The 18,835-nt window shown below is 69.1% G+C and carries 19 protein-coding genes; 5 read left to right on the plus strand and 14 right to left on the minus strand.

Translation table 11 applies throughout. The annotated features are described in order from the left end of the window. Positions 1–17: 17 nt before the first annotated feature. The 3 genes from IF20_RS22620 to IF20_RS39300 all read right to left on the minus strand — a co-directional run bounded on the left by IF20_RS22620 (position 18) and on the right by IF20_RS39300 (position 3,766). Entirely contained in the window at positions 18–1,346 is a 1,329-nt protein-coding gene (locus IF20_RS22620; protein WP_052867067.1) for a glycosyltransferase, read from the minus strand. After that, positions 1,343–3,454 (minus strand): peptidase domain-containing ABC transporter, encoded by a 2,112-nt coding sequence (locus IF20_RS22625; protein WP_052867068.1) that lies wholly within the window; start codon positions 3,452–3,454, stop codon positions 1,343–1,345. Before IF20_RS22625 ends, IF20_RS22620 begins: the two co-directional genes overlap by 4 nt. A 96-nt stretch (positions 3,455–3,550) precedes the next feature. Further along, positions 3,551–3,766 carry a hypothetical protein gene (locus IF20_RS39300; RefSeq protein WP_199896706.1) on the minus strand — a complete coding sequence of 72 codons (216 nt, stop codon included), beginning with the start codon at positions 3,764–3,766 and terminating at the stop codon, positions 3,551–3,553. A 570-nt stretch (positions 3,767–4,336) separates the two neighbouring features. Here IF20_RS39300 and IF20_RS22630 point away from each other — a divergent pair. Further along, positions 4,337–5,599: a PTS transporter subunit EIIC gene (locus IF20_RS22630; RefSeq protein WP_052867069.1), complete on the plus strand. Its 1,263-nt coding sequence runs from the start codon at positions 4,337–4,339 to the stop codon at positions 5,597–5,599. A gap of 66 nt (positions 5,600–5,665) precedes the next feature. On the opposite strand, the gene IF20_RS22635 is transcribed toward IF20_RS22630, so the two are convergent. After that, a complete protein-coding gene (locus tag IF20_RS22635) occupies positions 5,666–6,418 on the minus strand; it encodes an MBL fold metallo-hydrolase (RefSeq protein WP_052867070.1) in 753 nt (250 codons plus the stop codon). A 284-nt stretch (positions 6,419–6,702) separates the two neighbouring features. Between IF20_RS22635 and IF20_RS22640 the strand changes: the two genes are divergently transcribed. Further along, the gene (locus tag IF20_RS22640; protein ID WP_052867071.1) at positions 6,703–7,227 is read left to right on the plus strand and encodes a type II toxin-antitoxin system PemK/MazF family toxin; all 525 of its coding nucleotides are present in this window, start codon (positions 6,703–6,705) and stop codon (positions 7,225–7,227) included. Between the two features lie 75 nt (positions 7,228–7,302). On the opposite strand, the gene IF20_RS22645 is transcribed toward IF20_RS22640, so the two are convergent. The 7 genes from IF20_RS22645 to clpS form a co-directional block, all read right to left on the minus strand. Beyond that, positions 7,303–8,253: a PLP-dependent cysteine synthase family protein gene (locus IF20_RS22645; protein ID WP_052867072.1), complete on the minus strand. Its 951-nt coding sequence runs from the start codon at positions 8,251–8,253 to the stop codon at positions 7,303–7,305. After that, on the minus strand, positions 8,253–8,531 hold the full coding sequence (locus IF20_RS22650; RefSeq protein ID WP_052867073.1) for a MoaD/ThiS family protein: 279 nt from the start codon (positions 8,529–8,531) through the stop codon (positions 8,253–8,255). The genes IF20_RS22645 and IF20_RS22650 overlap by 1 nt, the downstream gene beginning before the upstream one ends. A 175-nt stretch (positions 8,532–8,706) precedes the next feature. Beyond that, complete coding sequence (locus IF20_RS40730; RefSeq protein ID WP_324605588.1) at positions 8,707–8,820, minus strand: putative leader peptide; 114 nt, start codon at positions 8,818–8,820, stop codon at positions 8,707–8,709. Positions 8,821–8,975: 155 nt separating this feature from the next. Beyond that, positions 8,976–9,410, minus strand: a complete 435-nt coding sequence (locus IF20_RS22655; RefSeq protein ID WP_052867179.1) for a Mov34/MPN/PAD-1 family protein — start codon at positions 9,408–9,410, stop codon at positions 8,976–8,978. A gap of 139 nt (positions 9,411–9,549) precedes the next feature. Further along, positions 9,550–11,001, minus strand: a complete 1,452-nt coding sequence (locus IF20_RS22660) for an amino acid permease (RefSeq protein WP_052867074.1) — start codon at positions 10,999–11,001, stop codon at positions 9,550–9,552. A 334-nt stretch (positions 11,002–11,335) separates the two neighbouring features. After that, complete coding sequence (locus IF20_RS22665) at positions 11,336–11,935, minus strand: DUF2017 domain-containing protein (RefSeq protein WP_052867075.1); 600 nt, start codon at positions 11,933–11,935, stop codon at positions 11,336–11,338. Then, positions 11,935–12,246 (minus strand): ATP-dependent Clp protease adapter ClpS, encoded by a 312-nt coding sequence (gene clpS / locus IF20_RS22670; protein WP_052867076.1) that lies wholly within the window; start codon positions 12,244–12,246, stop codon positions 11,935–11,937. Before clpS ends, IF20_RS22665 begins: the two co-directional genes overlap by 1 nt. Before the next feature lie 80 nt (positions 12,247–12,326). Between clpS and IF20_RS22675 the strand changes: the two genes are divergently transcribed. Together IF20_RS22675 and IF20_RS22680 are read left to right on the plus strand one after the other, a co-directional pair. Then, complete coding sequence (locus tag IF20_RS22675) at positions 12,327–13,655, plus strand: nicotinate phosphoribosyltransferase (RefSeq protein ID WP_052867077.1); 1,329 nt, start codon at positions 12,327–12,329, stop codon at positions 13,653–13,655. Between the two features lie 265 nt (positions 13,656–13,920). Beyond that, positions 13,921–14,517, plus strand: coding sequence for an isochorismatase family protein (locus IF20_RS22680; protein WP_052867078.1), 597 nt, complete (start codon positions 13,921–13,923; stop codon positions 14,515–14,517). Here IF20_RS22680 and IF20_RS22685 read toward each other — a convergent pair. Further along, positions 14,504–14,839: a hypothetical protein gene (locus IF20_RS22685; protein ID WP_052867079.1), complete on the minus strand. Its 336-nt coding sequence runs from the start codon at positions 14,837–14,839 to the stop codon at positions 14,504–14,506. The two genes, IF20_RS22680 and IF20_RS22685, sit on opposite strands and share 14 nt — an antisense overlap. 192 nt (positions 14,840–15,031) lie before the next feature. Beyond that, the gene (locus IF20_RS22690) at positions 15,032–17,467 is read right to left on the minus strand and encodes an immune inhibitor A domain-containing protein (protein ID WP_110944432.1); all 2,436 of its coding nucleotides are present in this window, start codon (positions 17,465–17,467) and stop codon (positions 15,032–15,034) included. A gap of 295 nt (positions 17,468–17,762) precedes the next feature. Between IF20_RS22690 and IF20_RS22695 the strand changes: the two genes are divergently transcribed. After that, a complete protein-coding gene (locus tag IF20_RS22695) occupies positions 17,763–18,053 on the plus strand; it encodes a hypothetical protein (RefSeq protein WP_052867081.1) in 291 nt (96 codons plus the stop codon). Between the two features lie 13 nt (positions 18,054–18,066). Here the strand turns inward: IF20_RS22695 and IF20_RS22700 are convergent, their stop codons facing one another. Further along, positions 18,067–18,816: an RDD family protein gene (locus IF20_RS22700; RefSeq protein WP_052867082.1), complete on the minus strand. Its 750-nt coding sequence runs from the start codon at positions 18,814–18,816 to the stop codon at positions 18,067–18,069. Between the last annotated feature and the right edge of the window lie 19 nt (positions 18,817–18,835).

Raw genomic sequence — 18,835 nt, forward strand, 5'->3', positions numbered from 1 at the left:
GGTCCGGGCGGAACTCCTCAGGGCAGGCGGTCGACGAGCCGACGGAGTGCGTCGAGAGTCCGGCGGGCACTGTCTCCGCCGCCTCCTTGCAGTGCCGCGGCGTACGAGCGCTCCGCGCAGTCGTAGCGGCCGCAGGCGAGCGCCAGCGTCGCCTGCAGGTCGAGCATCTTGCTCTGGAGAAGGTCCGGGGCGCCGCCCCCGCTCCCGGCCGCGGCGGACAGGCGGTCGACGAGGAGGGAGAGTCCTGCGATGTGGCGGCTGCCTTCCAGGAGTGACGCGTAGTACGCCGCTTCGGCCGTCCGCCCGGCGGAACGGACGATGTCGAGGCACTCCGCGATCCGCCGTTCGTCGCCGCCCCTGATGGCCAGGTCGCAGAGGAGACTCCAGGCTTCCTCGAACCGTTCGGTCTCATAGTCGGTGAGCTCGGGGTTCCGGTACAGCTGCAGGGAGTCGCGGAAGGCGTCGTACGCCGCGTTCACCGTGGCGCTGTCCGTCACTCCGGCGGCGATCGTCTCGCGAGCGGCGTAGAAGGCCCACTTGGGATTCTCCGGCTCCTCCGCGCGACACAGACCAATGAGCCGACCGTCCCGCTCGCGCTTCCCGTTCGCTGCGATGTCGTGGGCGGTGTACCCGTGGTGCAGGAAATCGATGTCCAGCCGGACGGTGGGCGGCGCTTCGCCACCCGCTGCGAACAGTCGTTCGTGGATGCGTCCCCGGAACCGCAGCGCCGACTCGGCCCGCACTCCCCTGCCGGTGTGCGTGTAGGACATTCCGCTGTCCACGTCCACGATCCGGGGCGATACGGAGAAGCTGCCGTCGGGCAGGAGGTGGTCCAGCGCACGCAGGGCGGGCCGGAGCATTCCGGAGTGGTGGGGAGCGAGCTGTTCGTCCGCATCGATGAAGAGCAGCCACCCACTCTCCAAGAGTTCGAAGGCGTGATTGCGTTGCGCCGCGAAGTCGTCCTGCCACTCGCGGACGACGGAGACCAGGGGGGTGTCGTCTCCGCAGGCCCCGGCAGCGGCCTCGACCGTGCCGTCGGTCGACTCCGCATCGATGACCATGATCCGGTCCACGTCTCCGGCCATGCAGGCGACGGTGCGCGCTATGCGTTCCTCTTCGTTGCGGGTCAGCAGCACGGCGACGACGGGAAGGGGCGGCCGCTGCCCGTACGCAGCGGCGACCTGTTCGTAGGCCGGTGCGGCAACCGGCGCGTTCCCCAGGACATCGGGAAGATCACTGATGGCGGCCAGATCACGTGCGAGGGGGTCAGCGCTTCCTCGCTGCCTGAGCGTGCGCGCACGGGAGACGATGTCCCGCACGAGCAGCACGGCGTTGTCAGCGGTCATCGGGCAGCCACCTCAGTCTTTCCGGAATCCAGGGAGACGATCGAGTCGAAAGTGATTTCCGGTACGGCCCTGTGGGAGACGAGCACCTTTGCGCCGGGGACAGCGCCGAGGTCCTGCCATATCCGGGCGAAGGTCGACTCGTCCACTCCGGAGAACGTTTCGTCGAAGATGTATATCTGCGGACTCTGCAGGACCGCCCGCGCGACCGAGAGACGTTGCGTCTCTCCTCTGGACAGCTGCACTCCTGCTTCGTTCAGGTAGTCGTCGAGCCCGTTGGTGAAGCGTGCGATGACTTCGTCGAAGCGCGCGATGCGGCAGGCTTCGCTGATTTCCTGGTCGCTACGCTCCGTGCCGAGCGTCAGATTCTCCCGCACCGAGGCCGAGAAAACGATCGGATTCTCCGAAACATAGAGAACCCGACTCCTGAGGACTTTCTCCGGGATTTCCCTTATATCCGTCCCGTCCAGCGTTATCTTTCCTCGATAATCGCCGAATATCCCGGCCGCGGCCTTGAGTGCGGTGCTTTTGCCCGATCCGTTGCCACCCCGCACCAGCACGGTGGCATTCTCCGGAACATCGAAAGTCACGCCGGCCACCGCTTCGGCGGCGCTACCCGGATAGCGCAGTGACACGTTCTTCACTTCGAGCCGGGCAGTGGCCGGCAGGGGAGTCTGTGCGTCTTCCCCCGTGCCCGGTCCTGGCGCTTCGGCTTGGCAGAGCACATCCCGGTACCGGCCGAGAGCCGCGGCGTCCCGCTGCAGCGCCACCTGCAGGGCGGCCAGCTCTTCTGTGGAGGTGAGGAAGTATCCGGCGAGGGTGAAGAAGCTCATCAGCTGGCCGAGCATGATCTGACCGCTGTGCACCTGCAGCAAGCCGATCCATGCCACGACCACCGTGAACACTCCGCGGTTGAGCAGTTTGACCGCGGAGTTCACGTTCTCCAGCCGCCCCAGCCGGATCTCGGCTCCGATGCGCCGCGTCAGCTGCTTCTCTATGCGTGTCCGCGCGAACTCTCGCTTTCCGAGTGCGATGACATCGAGCTGCCCGGCGAGGACTGCCGAGGCCTCCGCCTTCATCGAAGCGTCGCGCTGCAGCACTTCCTCGGACTGCTCGCGGACCGACGCGTAGATGTACCAGGACGTCACGACGTCGACCGCGGTGGGCAGCAGCAGCACCGCGAACAGGAGGGGCGTGGAGGCCAGCAGGAACGCGCCCGAGAAGAGGACCGTGCACATGTCGATGGCGGCACCCACGGTCACCGTGACCACCATTCCCTGCACTGCCTGCACATCATTGAACCGGCTCACGAGATCGCCGGTCCGCCGGGCGAGGAAGAAGGAGGCGGGCAGACGCATCAGCTTGCGCACGTACCGCTGCGCGAGCTCGCGCTGGAGGCGCTGCCCGAGGGCGACGAGCAAGCGGCCGCGGATGTACTGCAGCACGGCTGCCGCGACGCAGACCGCGACAGCGCCCAGCGCGGCGACGGCGATGGCCTGTGTGGCGCCATCCGGCACATACCTGTCGATGGCCACTTGCAGGAACATGGTCGAACTGAACATGACCAGAGCGGATGTCAGCCCGGTGAGAAGTGCGGTCAGGGCCAGCATCTTCTTGTGTTCACGCACGATCTGCCAGACGGTGCCGGCGGCCGCGGCCTGGCGCAAGATCGCTCGTCGGCTGATTCCTGCGTCCGGGACCTCGCTGACCAGGACCTCCCCGCTGAACCAGGCGTCGAAGTCCGCCGTGGCGATGTGCCGGGGCCGGTACATTTCCGGGTCGCTGACGACGAATCCGTCGTCGTCGACGGCGTGGACCACGACGAAGTGGTAAATGCCTTCCTCATCAACGACGGCAATGGCGGGCCCTGCCGTACGGACGGCGGTGCGGAGTTCCGGCGTACTCAGTCGCAGCAGGAGCGAGTCGACTCCGTAGCTTTTGAGTACCTCATGCAGTCGCAGGAGACTGGCGCCACCGTGGCCCAGACCGACCGATTCCCGGAGAACGGCCGTGTCGACGAGAATGCCGTGCCGTTTGAGAATCATGCGCGCTGCCGCGGGGCCGCAGTCGGTCTCGCCCTGTTGATGCGTGTGGAAGCGCTGCCACCCCACCGGAACTCCTTTTACATACGGTACGCAGAGCTCCCCGCGACCCATGTCCGATGAGACCGGGTCGCGGGGAGCCGGAAGAGTCAGCCGTGCGCCGCCTCAGGAGGCGAGCTTCGGCCCCTTGCCCTTGCACTGGCTCTTGTAGAGGTTCACGTAGCCGGCCGGGCTGGCGCTGCCGTACATGTAGTTGTTACCGCTGACGATGTTGCTGTAGAGCCAGGCGCACTGCGCCTTGTTCATACCGGCCGCCACCGTCGCAGCCGCATCGTCGCCAAGGGCGGTCAGCCCCAACCCCCGGAGATCTTCAAGACTCATGGAGGCCCCCTTTCGATTCACATCAGGACGGCCCGGTCGGCCGTCCTCGGTCAAGATGATCTTGCGTATTTCTTTGCCCCCGGGTCAAGCGGCTTCATTTGCCCAAGAAGCCGCTGCCCGCTCGCCGAGCAAGCAATTGGTCCGCATTTCAAATAGGTGAAATTCTCCGCGCCCTCAATTACCGCGCCAGGGCGCAGAGTTGACAGGCGCGCCGGACGCGCCGGCCGCAACCGCCGGAGGCGACAGCCGGCGACAAGGGGACGGGCGTCAAGATTGTTCATTGCGTCACACTGAGCAGTCAGTGCGCTGCGGAGGGTGCATTACGGACATACGCTCCACCTCGCCGCGGGCGGCCCGCTCACCGCCACGCCTTACGATCGGAACACTTCGCTTTCGGAGCGAGCGCCCGGAAAGCCCCGGAGATCCTCCCGCAAGCCCCGCTTTCGCTCGCCACAAAGGATTCCTAAGAGGCGCACCGGCATGCTAGTAATGGTCTAAACCACTGAGTGGTGTAGACCAGACGTGCGGGCTGCCCCTTTCCCCCGAGCCCGCCTCACCAGGAGGAATCCGATGAGTACGGCCACCGCTAAGGCGACTCCCGCAAAGAAGCGGGGTGCCGGCCTGCTGCAGGGCTTGCAGAAGATCGGACGCAGCCTGCAGTTGCCGATCGCCGTGCTGCCCGCGGCAGCCATTCTGCTGCGCCTCGGGCAGGACGACATCTTTGGCAAGAAGGGCCTCGGCTGGGACAAGGTGGCGGCCGTCTTCAACAGCGCCGGCGGGGCGCTGCTGGACGCCTCCCTCGGGCTGCCGTTGCTGTTCTGCATAGGCATCGCCATCGGCTTCGCCAAGAAGGCCGACGGCTCCACCGCACTGGCCGCCGTGGCCGGTTTCCTCGTCTACCACAACGTGCTGACGGCTTTCCCGATGGAGGGCACCGTCACCAAGGCCGCCCCGGCCGGCACGCCGCCCAACCCGAGCGTGCTCGGCGGCATCGTGATGGGTCTGCTGGCCGCCGTCGTCTGGCAGCGCTTCCACCGCACCAAGCTGGTGGACTGGCTGGGCTTCTTCAACGGCCGCCGGCTGGTGCCGATCCTCATGGCCTTCATCGGCGTGATCGTCGGTGTGCTGCTCGGGCTCGTCTGGGGCCCCGTGGGCGACGCGCTCAACGCCTTCAGTGACTGGCTGATCGGCCTTGGCTCCGTCGGGTCGGGTCTCTTCGGTCTCTTCAACCGTGCGCTGATCCCGGTCGGCATGCACCAGTTCCTGAACACGTTCTTCTGGTTCCAGGTCGGTGACTTCACCAACTCCGCCGGCCAGGTCGTGCACGGCGACATCCCGCGCTTCCTCGCGGGCGACGGCTCCGCCGGCCAGTTCACCTCCGGCTTCTTCCCGATCATGATGTTCGGCCTGCCGGCCGCCGCCCTGGCGATCGTGCACAGCGCCCGCCCCGAGCGGCGCAAGGTCGTCGGCGGCATGATGCTCTCCATCGCGCTCACCAGCATCGTCACCGGTGTCACGGAGCCGATCGAGTTCACCTTCATGTTCATCGCGCCGCTGCTGTACATCATCCACGCGGTCCTCACCGGTGTGGCGATGTTCGCCACGTGGAGCTTGGGTGTGCACGACGGGTTCGGCTTCTCCGCCGGTCTCTTCGACTACATCCTCAACTGGAACCTCGCGACCAAGCCATGGATGATCATCCCCATCGGCCTGGCCTTCGGAGCGGTGTACTACTTCGTCTTCCGCTTCGCGATCTCGAAGTTCAACATCAAGACTCCGGGGCGCGAGGACGAGGAGGAATCGGCGGCCGCCGAGGCCGAGCTCACCAAGTAGCTCCCGCCCGTACGGCAGTAGGCCCCCGGAACCGCACGGTTTCGGGGGCCTTCGGCGTATGCGGGGTCAGATCTCGTACACCGCGCCCGCCTTGGCGACCTCGACCGGGCCGTTGAAGACGTCCTGGGCGTCGCGGAGGTTGATGCCGGGGTCGGTCCACGGCGGGATGTGGGTGAGGACCAGGCGGCCGGCGCGGGCGCGGGCGGCGTGTTCGCCGGCCTCGCGGCCGTTGAGGTGCAGGTCGGGGATGTCCTCCTTGCCGTGCGTGAAGGACGCTTCGCAGAGGAAGAAGTCGGTGTCCTCGGCGAGCGAGTGCAGCGACTCGCAGACGCCGGTGTCCCCGGAGTACGTGAGCGACCGGCCGCCGTGCTCGATGCGGAAGCCGTACGCCTCCACCGGGTGGCTGACCGCTTCCGTACGGATGGTGAACGGGCCGACGGTGAAGGTGCCGGGCGTCAGGGTGCGGAAGTCGAAGACCTCGCTCATGGCGTGGTCCGTGGGCAGGTCGGCGTGCGCCGCGGTGAGGCGGCGTTCGGTGCCGGCCGGCCCGTAGACCGGCATCGGGGCGCAGCGGCCGCCGTCGGGGCGGTAGTAGCGCACCACGAAGTACCCGCAGAGGTCGATGCAGTGGTCGGCGTGCAGGTGGGAGAGGAGTACCGCGTCGAGGTCGTAGAGACCGCAGTGGCGCTGCAGCTCGCCGAGGGCACCGTTGCCCATGTCGATGAGCAGCCTGAAGCCGTCGGCCTCCAGGAGGTAGCTCGAACAGGCCGATTCCGTCGAAGGGAACGACCCCGAGCATCCGACGACAGTGAGCTTCATAGGGGCGTGAACCTCCGTGGGCGGGGGGCGGTGCGGCGGGTCCATGCGGGGCTTGGGCCGTGCTCGGCCGGTCCGTACCAGTCGTTGCAGTGCCCACGAGGGTAAGTCGCGAAAGGGCCGGTGGCTCCTCCAGCGGGGCGAGCTGTGGGCGGAATCACCAGTCCGGGTGGGCCTTTGTGCCGGGAGGGGCGGGGGCCGGTCGGTACGGTCACCTGACGAAGAGAGCCACCGCGGTTGCGGGCGACGGCACACGGCGGTACGCGGCGGCGAGTGAGGAGGCGGGCGTGGGCACCTCATGGTGGTGGCCGGCGGTGCTGGCCGTGGTCGTACTGGCGCTGGTGGCGGCGATCGTGGACGGGCGGGCGCGGTCGGACCGGGGCCCGAAGCGGCGGCGGCCGGGCCGCGGCCCGGCGCGGGACGGCCGCCCCACTGTCCGGCCCGGTTCGCGGCGCCCGGGTGACCGGCCGGTCCGTACGCGCCCCGGCAAGGACCTGCGCGTGCTGCCGGAGCCGGGTGAGATCTGGTGGGCGATGGTGCCGTTCGAGGACTCGGCCGCCGCGAAGGACCGGCCGTGTCTGGTGCTGGCCGTGCGGGACGGCTCCGCGCTGGTCGCCAAGATCACCACGCGGTACCACGCCGAGCGGCCCGGCGTGATCGCGCTGCCACCCGGCACGGTGGGCGACGCGCGGAACCGGCCGAGCTTCCTGGAGACGGACGAGTTGCGCGAGGTGGCGGTGGCCGACTTCCGGCGCCGCGCGGGCGCCGCCGATCCGCAGCTGTGGAGGCGGGTCAGGCACCTGGCCCGTTAGCTGCCCGGAGCGCGCGAAGGCGCCCGGCCGCGAGGCCGGGCGCCTTCGGGAAGAGCAGGCTTCAGGGTGCCGCTGTCACGCCCAGAGCTGGCCGTGCAGCGTCTCGATGGCCGCTTCGGTGCTCTCGGCGGTGTAGACGCCGGTGGAGAGGTACTTCCAGCCGCCGTCGGCGACGACGAACACCACGTCGGCGTTGTCCCCCGCCTTGACGGCCTTCTTCGCGACGCCGATGGCGGCGTGCAGGGCCGCGCCGGTGGAGACGCCCGCGAAGATGCCTTCCTCGGCGAGGAGTTCGCGGGTGCGGCGTACCGCGTCCGCCGAGCCGACCGAGTAACGGGTGGTCAGCACGGACTCGTCGTAGAGCTCCGGGATGAAGCCCTCGTCGAGGTTGCGCAGGCCGTAGACCACGTCGTCGTAGCGCGGCTCGGCGGCCACGATGTTGACGCCGGGTACGTGCTCGCGCAGGTAGCGGCCGACGCCCATGAGGGTGCCGGTGGTGCCCAGGCCCGCCACGAAGTGGGTGACGGAGGGCAGGTCGGCGAGGATCTCGGGGCCGGTGGTGGCGTAGTGCGCGCCCGCGTTGTCGGGGTTGCCGTACTGGTAGAGCATCACCCAGTCGGGGTGCTCGGCCGAGAGTTCCTTGGCGACCCGGACGGCGGTGTTGGAGCCGCCGGCGGCGGGGCTGGAGATGATCTCCGCGCCCCACATGGCGAGCAGCTCGCGGCGCTCGCTGGAGGTGTTCTCCGGCATGACGCACACGATGCGGTAGCCCTTGAGCTTGGCCGCCATGGCGAGCGAGATGCCGGTGTTGCCGCTGGTGGGCTCCAGGATGGTGCAGCCGGGGGTGAGCCGGCCGTCCTTCTCCGCCTGCTCGATCATGTGCAGCGCGGGGCGGTCCTTGACGGAGCCGGTGGGGTTGCGGTCCTCCAGCTTGGCCCAGATCCGTACGTCGTCGGAGGGCGACAGCCGCGGCAGGCGCACCAGGGGGGTGTTGCCTACCGCGGCGAGCGGGCTGTCGTACCGCATCAGCGAGCGCCGCCGGCGACCGCCGGAAGGATTGTCACGCTGTCGCCGTCGGCGACCTTGGTGGTGATGCCGTCGAGGAAGCGGACGTCCTCGTCGTTGAGGTAGACGTTGACGAAGCGGCGCAGCTGCTCGCCCTCGACCAGGCGCTCCTTGATGCCGGCGTGCCGGCTCTCCAGGTCGTCGAAGAGCGCGCCGAGGGTGTCGCCGCTGCCCTCCACGGCCTTCTGGCCGTCGGTGTAGGTGCGCAGGATGGTCGGGATTCGGACCTCGATGGCCATGAGGATGCTCCTGGTGTCGGCTGGCTGGGGCGCTTCCCGGAGGGGCCGGAGAGCGAGTCTGGAGTGCGCCGCTGCGGCGCGTCGGGCGAAAGCGTCCTGGGACGCGGGCGGGGCGTACGTTCAGGGCCCGCCGGCCGTCTCGGCCGGGCGCCTGCCTCCGGGCAGGCGGAACCGGTCAGCCGGCTGCGCGGCGCGGACAGATCGCGCTGGCGAGGCGGCACAGGTCGACGTGCAGCCGCGCCACGAGCAGCAAGCTCGGCGTCTTTTCGCTCACGTCGTGGTCAACCATGCGGTCATCGTATCGATTCCCGGTCCGGCTTTTGGAACCCGGTCTCGGGATGCGGACGGACGGTGACACCATGTGGGATGCGCCCATTCGGGACGCCCCGGCGGGCCGTGCGCCGCCGGGGCCGATCCCGTGCGGGAGGTGACGGGCGTCACGCGTCACTTGTACGCGTCGACGACCTCGACCTCCTCCTCGGTGATCTCGCCGGCCACGATCCGGTAGGAGCGGAACTGGAACGGGCCGGCGTCGTCGGTGTCCGCGGTGGAGACCAGGACATAGTGCGCGTTCGGCTCGTTCGCGTACGAGACGTCCGTGCGGGACGGGTAGGCCTCGGTCGCGGTGTGCGAGTGGTAGATGACGACGGGCTCCTCGTCCCGGTCGTCCAGCTCGCGGTAGAGCTTGAGCAGGTCGGTGGAGTCGAACTCGTAGAACGTGGGCGACCGCGCCGCGTTCAGCATCGGGATGAACCGCTCGGGACGGCCGTCGGCGGGCGCCGGCGTCGGGCCGGCCAGGACCCCGCACGCCTCGTCGGGGTGGTCCTTGCGGGCGTGCTCGACGATCTGGTCGTAGAGGGCCCGGGTGATGGTCAGCATGGTGACCAGCATAAGAAGGGGCGCGCGCAGCGCTCCTACGAAGGGTGGTGGTGGGCGACGGGCGGGCGGGCCCGTACGTACCATCTGGTGATACGTACGGGCCCGGATGCTGGACAGCGGGCAGGTGAACCCGGTCGGGTCAGCCCTTCTTCGTGGTGTCGGCGGGGCCGTTGTTCGCGAACACGTTCGGGTCCCGGCGCTTGATGGCCAGGTAGCCGATGCCCATGATCGCGGCCCAGACCGGCGCCGCGTAGAGCGAGATCCGGGTGTCCGGGTCGATGCCCATCATCACGATGACCATGAAGATGAAGGCCAGCGCGAAGACCGAGGTGTACGGGGCGCCGGGGGCCTTGAACTCCGACTGCGGCAGCTCGCCGCGGTTGGCCTTGGCCCGGTAGCGCAGCTGCGAGAGCAGGATGACGATCCAGGCCCACATGCCGGAGATGGTGGCGAAGGACACGACGTAGTTGAAGGCCTCGCCCGGCCACTGGTAGTTGATCCAGACGCCGACCAGCATCATCGCGACGGAGACCGCGGTGCCGCGGGTGGGCAGGCCGTTCTTGCTGAGGTACGTGAAGATCTTCGGTCCCTGGCCGTTGCGGGCCAGGTCACGCAGCATGCGGCCGGTGGAGTACATGCCGGAGTTGGCCGAGGACAGCGCCGCGGTGAGCACGACGAAGTTCACGATGCCGGCGCCGGCCGGCAGGCCGATCTTGGCGAAGGCCGCGACGAAGGGGCTCACGTTCGGCGTGAACGCGGTCCAGCTGACGACCGACAGGATGATGATCAGCGAGCCGATGTAGAAGAGGCCGATCCGCCACGGCACGGTGTTGATGGCCTTGGGCAGGACCTTCTTCGGGTTGGTGGCCTCGCCCGCGGTGACGCCGACGAGCTCGACGGCGAGGAAGGCGAACATCACGATCTGCAGGGTCATCAGCGTGCCGCCGATGCCCTTGGGGAAGAAGCCGCCGTCGGACCACAGGAGGCTGAAGGACGCGGTGTCGCCGGCGTCGGAGAAGCCGAGGGTGATCACGCCGAGGCCGATCAGGATCATGCCGATGATGGCGGTGACCTTGACCATGGAGAACCAGAACTCCAGCTCACCGAAGAGCTTGACGGAGATCAGGTTGATGCCGAAGAGCGCGACGGTGAAGACCAGGGCGGCCACCCATTGCGGGATGCCGTCCGTCCAGTACTGCACGTAGGTGGCTGCCGCGGTGACCTCGGTGATGCCCGTGACGACCCAGAAGAGCCAGTACGTCCAGCCGGTCACGAAGCCCATGAAGGGCCCGAGGAACTCGCGCGCGTACTCGGAGAAGGAGCCCGAGACGGGGCGGTACATGAGGAGCTCGCCCAGGGCCCGCATGATGAAGAAGATGACGAGTCCGACGATGGCGTAGGCGAGGATGATGCTCGGCCCGGCCTTCGAGATCGCCTTGCCCGCCCCGAGGAACAGGCCCGTTCCGATGGCGCCACCAATGGCGATCATCTGGATCTGCCGGTTTCCCAGTCCGCGCTGATAGCCCTCTTCGGGGGCAGACCCTTCGGCGTCGGTGACGCCGTGCTGATTGTCGACCTGCGCTGAGGTCATGTGTGGTGCGCCTTTCTCCATTCCGACCCGGTCTGTCCGGATCGGGTCCCGATCCCCCCGGATGGAGTCCTGCACGCCGACGGTCGGCCGGCGAAGCGCTCCCGCGGCAACAGGGGTGGCGTCACCGGCGGCAGGTCGAGGATTTTTACCACGACCACCGAGGATGTACTACCGGGACACCGCGGGGCACAACAGGGAAAGTAGGACAAAATTCAAAAGGTGCAGGATGGTCGTGCTCCGCAGTAATGCGATCGTTATCCGGATTTGAGCATCCGCTGAGCGAACGGCCTCCGGTGCGTAGTCGGACGTGCCGTACCGGTGACGAAAGGGCCGGTCAGGGCATCAGCGTCTCGATCAAGGTCTCCTGCAGCCCGCCCAGCCAGAGGTACGCCATCGCCATCGGCTTGCGCGGATCGTCGTCCGGCAGGCCGATCAGCTCGCTGCCGTCGTCCTCGTCGCTGACCTCCAGGCGGGTGCCGATCGCCAGCCGGAGATCGTTCAGCGCACCCAGCCACTGCTGCGACTCGTCGGGCTTCAGCCGCAGCACGGCGCCCTCGGTCTTCTTGTCTCCCTCGGCGGACAGCGCGTCCAAGGAGCGGACGAGCGCCAGGGCGTCCTCGCGCTTGCGGGCCCGCAGGTCGTTCTCGGTGAAGCGGCGGAACTCCGCCGAGGCGGCCCGCGCGTCGTCGTCCGGCACCTGGTCGGGGCCGCCGTACGCGTCGGGGAAGAGCCGGGCCAGCGCCGGGTCGGACGGCGGCTCGCTGGGCCCCTCGGCGAACAGCGCGTCCAGCGGGTCCGCGCCCTCGGCGGGCTCGTCGCCGGGGCCCACCAGCTCCATCAGCTGGACGGCCAGGCTGCGCAGGATGGAGATCTCGACCTCGTCGAAGGCGGCCGCCGCTCCCCCGCCGGGCAGGGCTTCGAAGTGGCCGGCCATCAGCGGTCCTGCGTGAGGGTCGCCCAGAGGCCGTAGCCGTGCATCGCCTGCACGTCGCGCTCCATTTCTTCGCGGGTGCCGCTGGACACGATCGCGCGGCCCTTCCGGTGGACGTCGAGCATGAGTTTGCGTGCCTTCTCCTTGGAGTACCCGAAGTACGCCTGGAACACGTAGGTCACGTAACTCATGAGGTTGACGGGGTCATTGTGAACGACGGTCACCCAGGGCACATCGGGTTCCGTCACCTCGGAAGGTGCTTCGGTCGTTTCGGGACGTTCGATCTCCGTCGGTGCGACACTCACGGGTCCCATGCTGCCACCCGGGGAGGGCGCGCGCACAAATGACCCAGGGAAATCGTCAATCTGACGAGTAAGGGAGGTAGCATCAGCGTATGAACACAGCAGACCTGGGGCTGCCGGTGGCCGTGCCGTCGACTGCGCTCTTCACCGACCAGTACGAACTCACCATGCTGCAGGCCGCGCTGCGGTCCGGGACCGCCGACCGCCGCTCGGTCTTCGAGGTCTTCACCCGGCGGCTGCCCGAGGGCCGCCGGTACGGCGTCGTGGCCGGCACCGGCCGGGTGCTGGACGCCGTGGAGAACTTCCGCTTCGACGCCACCATCCTGGACTTCCTCGCCGACCGGGGGATCCTCGACGAGCAGACCCGCCAGTGGCTCGCCGACTACCGCTTCCGCGGCGACATCTGGGGCTACCCCGAGGGCGAGGTCTACTTCCCCGGCTCGCCGATCCTGCGCGTCGAGGGCACCTTCGCCGAGGCGGTGCTGCTGGAGACGGTGATCCTCTCGATCCTCAACCACGACTCGGCGGTGGCCGCCGCCGCGTCCCGGATGTCGGTGGCGGCCGGCGACCGCCCGCTCATCGAGATGGGCGCCCGGCGCACCCACGAGCTGGCGGCGGTGGCCGCCTCCCGCGCCGCGTACGTGGGCGGCTTCCACACCACCTCCGACCTCGCGGCCGGCTTCCGGTACAACATCCCGACGGCCGGGACCAGCGCCCACGCCTTCACCCTGCTGCACGACAACGAGCGGGACGCGTTCACCGCGCAGATCGACAGCCTCGGTGCAGGAACGACTCTGCTGGTGGACACGTACGACGTCGCCGAGGCGGTCCGTACCGCCGTCGAGGTGGCCGGGCCGGGCCTCGGCGCCGTCCGCATCGACTCCGGCGACCTGCTGCTGCTCGCGCACCGGGTGCGCCAGCAGCTGGACGAGCTGGGCGCGACGGAGACCAGGATCGTGGTCACCAGCGACCTGGACGAGTACGCCATCGCCTCGCTGGCCGCGGCCCCCGTGGACGCGTACGGCGTCGGCACCCAGCTGGTCACCGGCAGCGGGCACCCCACCTGCTCGATGGTCTACAAGCTGGTCGCGCGCGCCGACAGCGACGGCGCCGACGCGCCGCTGCGGCCGGTCGCGAAGAAGTCCATGGGCGGCAAGGCGTCCCAGGGGGGCCGGAAGTGGTCCGCGCGGCGCCGGGACGAGCACGGCGTGGCCGAGGCCGAGGTCGTCGGCACCGGGCCGGTGCCCGCCGAGCTGGCCGACCGGCAGCTGCAGGTGCCGCTGGTGCGCGGCGGCGAGGTGGTCGCCCGCGAGCCGCTGGACGCCGCACGCGACCGGCACATCGCGGCCCGCGCCGGCCTGCCGATGTCGGCGATGCAGCTGTCGCGCGGTGAGGCCGTGCTGCCGACGGAGCACGTCTGAGGCGGCGCCCTGGGGCGCCTCGGTACGTAGGTACCCCACTGAGGCGACCTGTGGGCGGGGCGCGACGGGGCGCATCGTGGCCCCGCCCTGCGCCTCTGGCCTGCCGGTGTGTCGCGAACCGCCGTGCAGCGCCCACTCCCGGAACGCCGGGTGAGTGGCTACCCTCGGTCACATCGGCGCGTGTCGTAGCCCCCACAGTTCCCACAGCCGCCACAGCATTCCCAGCCGCCACCCGTCCCCCATTTCCCATCCGGAAGGCCGCACCATGCACCGGGCATTGATCGTCGTGGACGTACAGAACGATTTCTGTGAGGGCGGCAGCCTCGCGGTGGCGGGCGGTTCGGACATCGCCGCCGCCATCACCGATCTGGTCGGCGAGACCGCGGGCGGCGGCTACCAGTACGTGGTGGCCACCCGTGACCACCACATCGACCCGGGGGACCACTTCTCCACCCGGCCGGACTACGAGCACAGCTGGCCGGTGCACTGCGTCGCCGGCACGGAGGGCAGCGGCTTCCACCCGAACTTCGCGCCCGCGATCGTCTCCGGCGCGATCGACGCGGTCTTCTCCAAGGGTGAGTACGCCGCGGCGTACAGCGGCTTCGAGGGGGTGGACGAGAACGGCACCTCGACGGCGGAGTGGCTGCGCGCGCACGACGTGACCGAGGTGGACGTGGTCGGCATCGCCACGGACCACTGCGTGCGGGCCACGGCCCTGGACGCCGTGCGCGAGGGGTTCCGCACCCGGGTCCTGCTGGACCTGACGGCGGGCGTGGCCCCGCACACGACGGAGGCGGCGGTGGCGGAGCTGCGGGAGGCCGGCGCCGAGCTGACCGGCAAGCCGGTGGTCAGCGGGGGCTGAGCGGCTCCGGGACGTACGGGCGGAGCAGCGCCCGTATCGGGTGCCAGGACTCCGTGTCGTCCTCCGGGGCACCCCGCCAGACCAGGCCGTCGGGGTGGTGCAGAACGGCGGTGACCTCGTCCGGCGTGGGCGGCTCGGTGTTGCCGCGCAGGTAGACGGCGCGCAGGCCGAGGTTGCGCAGCCTGGTCAGGGCGCGCGGGCGGTTCGCGGCGTGGACGAGGACGCGTACGCGGTGGCCGCTGCCGCCCGGTCTGGGCAGCGAGAGGGCCACCACCACGCTTCCACCCGGAAGCCTGATGAAGCCGGAGCCGGTCAGGGTCATGTCTCCCCCGTGCATGGTCGGTGCAGCGGTCGGTGCATGGTCGTGCGGCCGGCGCGGGCCGGGTCAGGGCATGCGTCGGGATCCCCTCGTGAGACTGCGTGTCAGCAAGAAGGCCGCAGAAGGCATCTAAACGCGATCGGCCGCCGCCCGCTAGGGGGCGGCGGCCGATACGCTTTTGACCTGCGGTTTTACTTACTTCTTCGCCGAGCGCCCGACCTCGACGATCACCGTGGAGCCGTCCTTGGCCTCCTTGGAGATCTTGATCCGGGTGTTGGTGTCAGGAACGATCACACCACCGGTCGGGTTCAGCTTGTCGTAGTAGATCCCGTAACGGTCGTCGAAGACCGTGACGCCCTTCTGGGACGGGATCCGCACCAGCTTGCCGTCCTTGTGCAGGGTGAGCGCGTCGGTGCGGGCCGCGGTGAAGGTCGAGTCGTAGGTCTGGAAGCGGTTCCGCATGAGCTTGCCGTCCGCCCACTTGAGGGCCTTCGGGTGCGCGTCGACCGGGAGGATCTGGCCGGCGCCCGGGTGCTCACCGACGTTGTTGTCCGCCTGCGAGGTGTCCCACAGCCAGATCAGCACGCCGTTCTGGAAGGGGAAGTGCTCGACCCAGTTCGGCCGGGTGGAGGCGAAGCCGAAGTTGTACGGGCCGGTCTGCAGGGTCTTGTCGTACGAGACGTACTGGCGGTTCTCCGCGAGGTAGTACTGCGGGTAGTCCCTGGTGAAGGACTCGCCGATGCGGGAGAAGCCCTTGGCGGACCAGCCCGCGTCGTCGCCCTCGGCGCCGTCGGTGAAGAGCGGCTTGCCGTCGGCCACGATGTTCAGGGCGTCGGCCGCGAAGCCCTTCTGGGCCACGCCGCCGTCGGTCTGGTAGCGGAACCGCAGGTCGATCTTCTTGCCCGCGTACGCGTCCAGCGGGTAGACGAGGTCCTGGTAGGCGTCGACGGTGCCGGTCAGCGCGGGCTTGTCACCGGCGTCGCGCGGGATGGCCCGGCCGTTGGCGGTGCCGTCCAGCGGGGTCCAGTTCGCGCCGCCGTCCGTGGAGACCTCGGCGTACAGGTAGTCGTACTCCGCCTCGATGTCCCACCAGCCCTTGAGGTTCAGGGAGGCCTTGGCCTTGCCGGTGAGGTCGACGGACCGGGTGAGGGTGTTCTTCAGGTCGTCGCCCATGCCGCTCCACCACTGCTTGGAGCCCTCGGCGGGCTTCACGATCGAGGTGGTGACGGCCTTCTTCGGCAGCTCGACGACGAGCGCCTGCTTGTGCCTGGTGTTGTACTCGGCGACGCCCAGCTTGTGCCAGGACTCCGTCGCGGCGCGCGCGGTGTCGTAGTTGAGCCAGCCCAGCTGCAGCTTGTCCCAGGCGCTCATGTCGCCGGGCAGGTCGCCGATGGCGTCCTTGCCCCTGCCGAGCCAGGAGCCGGCGGACATCAGGGACCAGAAGTCGACGGAGGACTCGCCGGTGCCGCCGGTGTCGTACTCGTCCGGCAGGCCCAGGTCGTGGCCGTACTCGTGGGCGAAGACGCCGAGGCCGCCGTTCTCCGGCTGCATGGTGTAGTCGCCGACCCAGATGCCGGTGGAGCCGATCTGCGTGCCGCCGGCGCGGTTCTCGCCCGGCCCGGTCTTGCCGGCGTCCGTGCCGTACGCGTACCAGCGGTGCGCCCAGATGGCGTTGGTGCCCTGGACGCCGCCGCCCGCGGACTCGTCCTCGCCGGCGTGCACGATCTGGAAGTGGTCGATGTAGCCGTCGGGCTCGTTGAAGTTGCCGTCGCCGTCGTAGTCGTAGCGGTCCCACTGGTCGTACTGCGCCAGGTCCGCCTTGATCTGCGCGTCGGTGCGGCCGGCCGCCTTCTGGTCCTTCGCCCACTGGTTCACGCCGTCGCGGATCAGGTCCCAGGCGTTGGAGCAGTTGGTCTGGCCGCAGTAGTTGGACCCGTAACGGGCCTCGTTCCAGTCGACCTTGACCCAGTCGGAGACCTCGCCCTGGACCGAGTAGCGGCCCGAGGACTGCTTCTCGTAGTACTTCGCCAGGGACTCCTTCTTCTTCTCGTGCGAGAAGTAAAGGTCCTGGTAGTGCTGCTGGTTGAAGTCGGGCTGCCAGTCCGTGCTGTTGTCCGTCGCACGGTCCGGCTCGGCTATCTCGTTGTGCGCGGGGCCGGCCTCGCCGCCGTACTTCTTCACCGGCGGCTTGGGGCCGTCGCCGTCCGGGTCGTACATCGTGGTGTTGTCGACCTTGCCGCCGAACTCCACCAGGATGGTGAAGATCTTGTCGGTCTTCTCCCGGGCCAGCTCGACGTACTTGTTCTTGTCCAGCTTCACGACCTGCGAGCCGCCGCGCTTCGTGGCCTTGGCGTCGCCGGATATGACCTGACGGAGCGCCTCCTCGCGCTGGGCCTCCTGCCGTTCGCTGAACGGGCCCTTCAGGTCGTGGTCCACCGTCCGTTCGGCGGGTGCCGGATCATTCGGCGCGCTCGCGCCCGCGGTACGGCCGTCGGCCTGTGCGGCCCCGGACGTGAAAACGGCCGCCCCGATCGCGGCGGTTGCCGTGGCCAGGGCGGCCGATCTGAACAGCAATCTCTGGGATCTCACGGTGCGCTGTCCTCCCCATGAATGAACGGTCGTTGAGGGCATTTGACCGGAACGCCGGGAGAAAAGACAGACCTTGATTTGAGCACGTCAGCAAAGTACGTTACTCGGCTCATCGCGTACGGGTATCGGACGCTCGACACCCATCGGGGGGCGCCTCAACGGGCGCGCCATTCCGAACAGTTGACGGAGATCATGACTCGGTGCGCCCCCCGTGCATCGGAACCGTGCGTCAACTCACGCTTACCGGACGTTCCGCTCGGGCAGTAAGGACCGTAGAGTCTTTTGACGGCGCGCCAAGTCGACTCACACCCCTGATGCTTCCGAGGACGGACCCGCCATGCCTCGACCGACTGCCGCACAGCTCGCCTACGGTTCGGCCACCGTCGTGCTCTCCACCCTCGCCATGCTGCTGCTCTCGCAGACCCGGACGGGCATCGGGGCCGCGGTCATCGCCATCGCCGGGCTGGGGCTCGGGCTCCTCGTCGCGGTCACGGCGCCGCTGCCGCGCGCGGCACGGGCCCGCCGGGCGCGCGTCGCCGCCGCGCAGCTGCGGCCCGAAGGGTTCGTGGGACGGCGTACGTCGCCGACCCGGCCTGCCGAGGCACGGGTCGGCGAACACTCCCGGTGACGCGCGGGGACGGTCAGGCGGTCGAGACCACCACCGTGCGCGCCGCCTTGTCGTGCAGGCACTGCTGGTACGGCTTGTCCCAGGTGCACCACAGGACGTTGAGCAGCCAGAAGATCGTGCCGCAGCAGGGGATGACCTCGGGCAGCGTGTAGACGGCGGCCCGCACCCAGCCCGCCTGGGCCGTGGGGATCGCCCCGTTCTCCAGCATCGCCACCCTGATCTTCATGGCCATCTTCCCGACGGTCTGGCCGCGGGTGGTGAGCATGATTCCCTCGTAGATCAGGTAGGCCAGCATCGTGACGCCGGAGACCACGCTCTGCCTGCCGCTCTCGTTCGTCGCGGTGTAGTCCACCCCGCCCACGATGAACCACATGATCAGGCCGACCGGCACACCGATGAGGACGGCGTCGATGATCCGCGCCACCAGCCGCCGGCCGCGGCCCGCGAGCGGCGGCATCCCGGCAAGCGGATCGGCGGCACCGTAGGGGTCACCACCGCCGTACGGAGCGCCGCCGTACGGACCACCGCCGTACGGGCCACCACCGGGCGGACCGCCGTACGGTCCGCCACCGGGCGGACCGTAGGGGCCGCCTCCGGGCGGCGGGCCGCCGCCGTAAGGACCGCCCGCGGCGGGGCCCCGGGGTGCGCCGCCGTACGGGTCGCCGCTGTCCGCCGGCGGCTCCTGGGGGTGCTGCGGCTTCTTGAGGAACGGGTCGTCTTCCGGCGGCTCGCCGGATCCGGGCCTCGGCTGGTCGGTACTCATGGCCCGAGTCGACCGCGTA

It is taken from the genome of Streptomyces niger (genome assembly GCF_000718305.1).
GTDB classification, from domain to species: domain Bacteria; phylum Actinomycetota; class Actinomycetes; order Streptomycetales; family Streptomycetaceae; genus Streptomyces; species Streptomyces niger.

Coding starts and splice junctions, on each gene's coding strand:
- IF20_RS22620 (WP_052867067.1), bottom strand. CDS start 1,346: ATGACCGCTGACAACGCCGTGCTGCTCGTGCGGGACATCGTCTCCCGT.
- IF20_RS22655 (WP_052867179.1), bottom strand. CDS start 9,410: ATGCTGACCATCACCCGGGCCCTCTACGACCAGATCGTCGAGCACGCC.
- IF20_RS40730 (WP_324605588.1), bottom strand. CDS start 8,820: ATGGTTGACCACGACGTGAGCGAAAAGACGCCGAGCTTGCTGCTCGTG.
- IF20_RS22700 (WP_052867082.1), bottom strand. CDS start 18,816: ATGAGTACCGACCAGCCGAGGCCCGGATCCGGCGAGCCGCCGGAAGAC.
- clpS (WP_052867076.1), bottom strand. CDS start 12,246: ATGGGACCCGTGAGTGTCGCACCGACGGAGATCGAACGTCCCGAAACG.
- IF20_RS22680 (WP_052867078.1), top strand. CDS start 13,921: ATGCACCGGGCATTGATCGTCGTGGACGTACAGAACGATTTCTGTGAG.
- IF20_RS22630 (WP_052867069.1), top strand. CDS start 4,337: ATGAGTACGGCCACCGCTAAGGCGACTCCCGCAAAGAAGCGGGGTGCC.
- IF20_RS22665 (WP_052867075.1), bottom strand. CDS start 11,935: ATGGCCGGCCACTTCGAAGCCCTGCCCGGCGGGGGAGCGGCGGCCGCC.
- IF20_RS22675 (WP_052867077.1), top strand. CDS start 12,327: ATGAACACAGCAGACCTGGGGCTGCCGGTGGCCGTGCCGTCGACTGCG.
- IF20_RS22645 (WP_052867072.1), bottom strand. CDS start 8,253: ATGCGGTACGACAGCCCGCTCGCCGCGGTAGGCAACACCCCCCTGGTG.
- IF20_RS22660 (WP_052867074.1), bottom strand. CDS start 11,001: ATGACCTCAGCGCAGGTCGACAATCAGCACGGCGTCACCGACGCCGAA.
- IF20_RS22685 (WP_052867079.1), bottom strand. CDS start 14,839: ATGACCCTGACCGGCTCCGGCTTCATCAGGCTTCCGGGTGGAAGCGTG.
- IF20_RS22650 (WP_052867073.1), bottom strand. CDS start 8,531: ATGGCCATCGAGGTCCGAATCCCGACCATCCTGCGCACCTACACCGAC.
- IF20_RS22635 (WP_052867070.1), bottom strand. CDS start 6,418: ATGAAGCTCACTGTCGTCGGATGCTCGGGGTCGTTCCCTTCGACGGAA.
- IF20_RS39300 (WP_199896706.1), bottom strand. CDS start 3,766: ATGAGTCTTGAAGATCTCCGGGGGTTGGGGCTGACCGCCCTTGGCGAC.
- IF20_RS22695 (WP_052867081.1), top strand. CDS start 17,763: ATGCCTCGACCGACTGCCGCACAGCTCGCCTACGGTTCGGCCACCGTC.
- IF20_RS22690 (WP_110944432.1), bottom strand. CDS start 17,467: ATGCCCTCAACGACCGTTCATTCATGGGGAGGACAGCGCACCGTGAGA.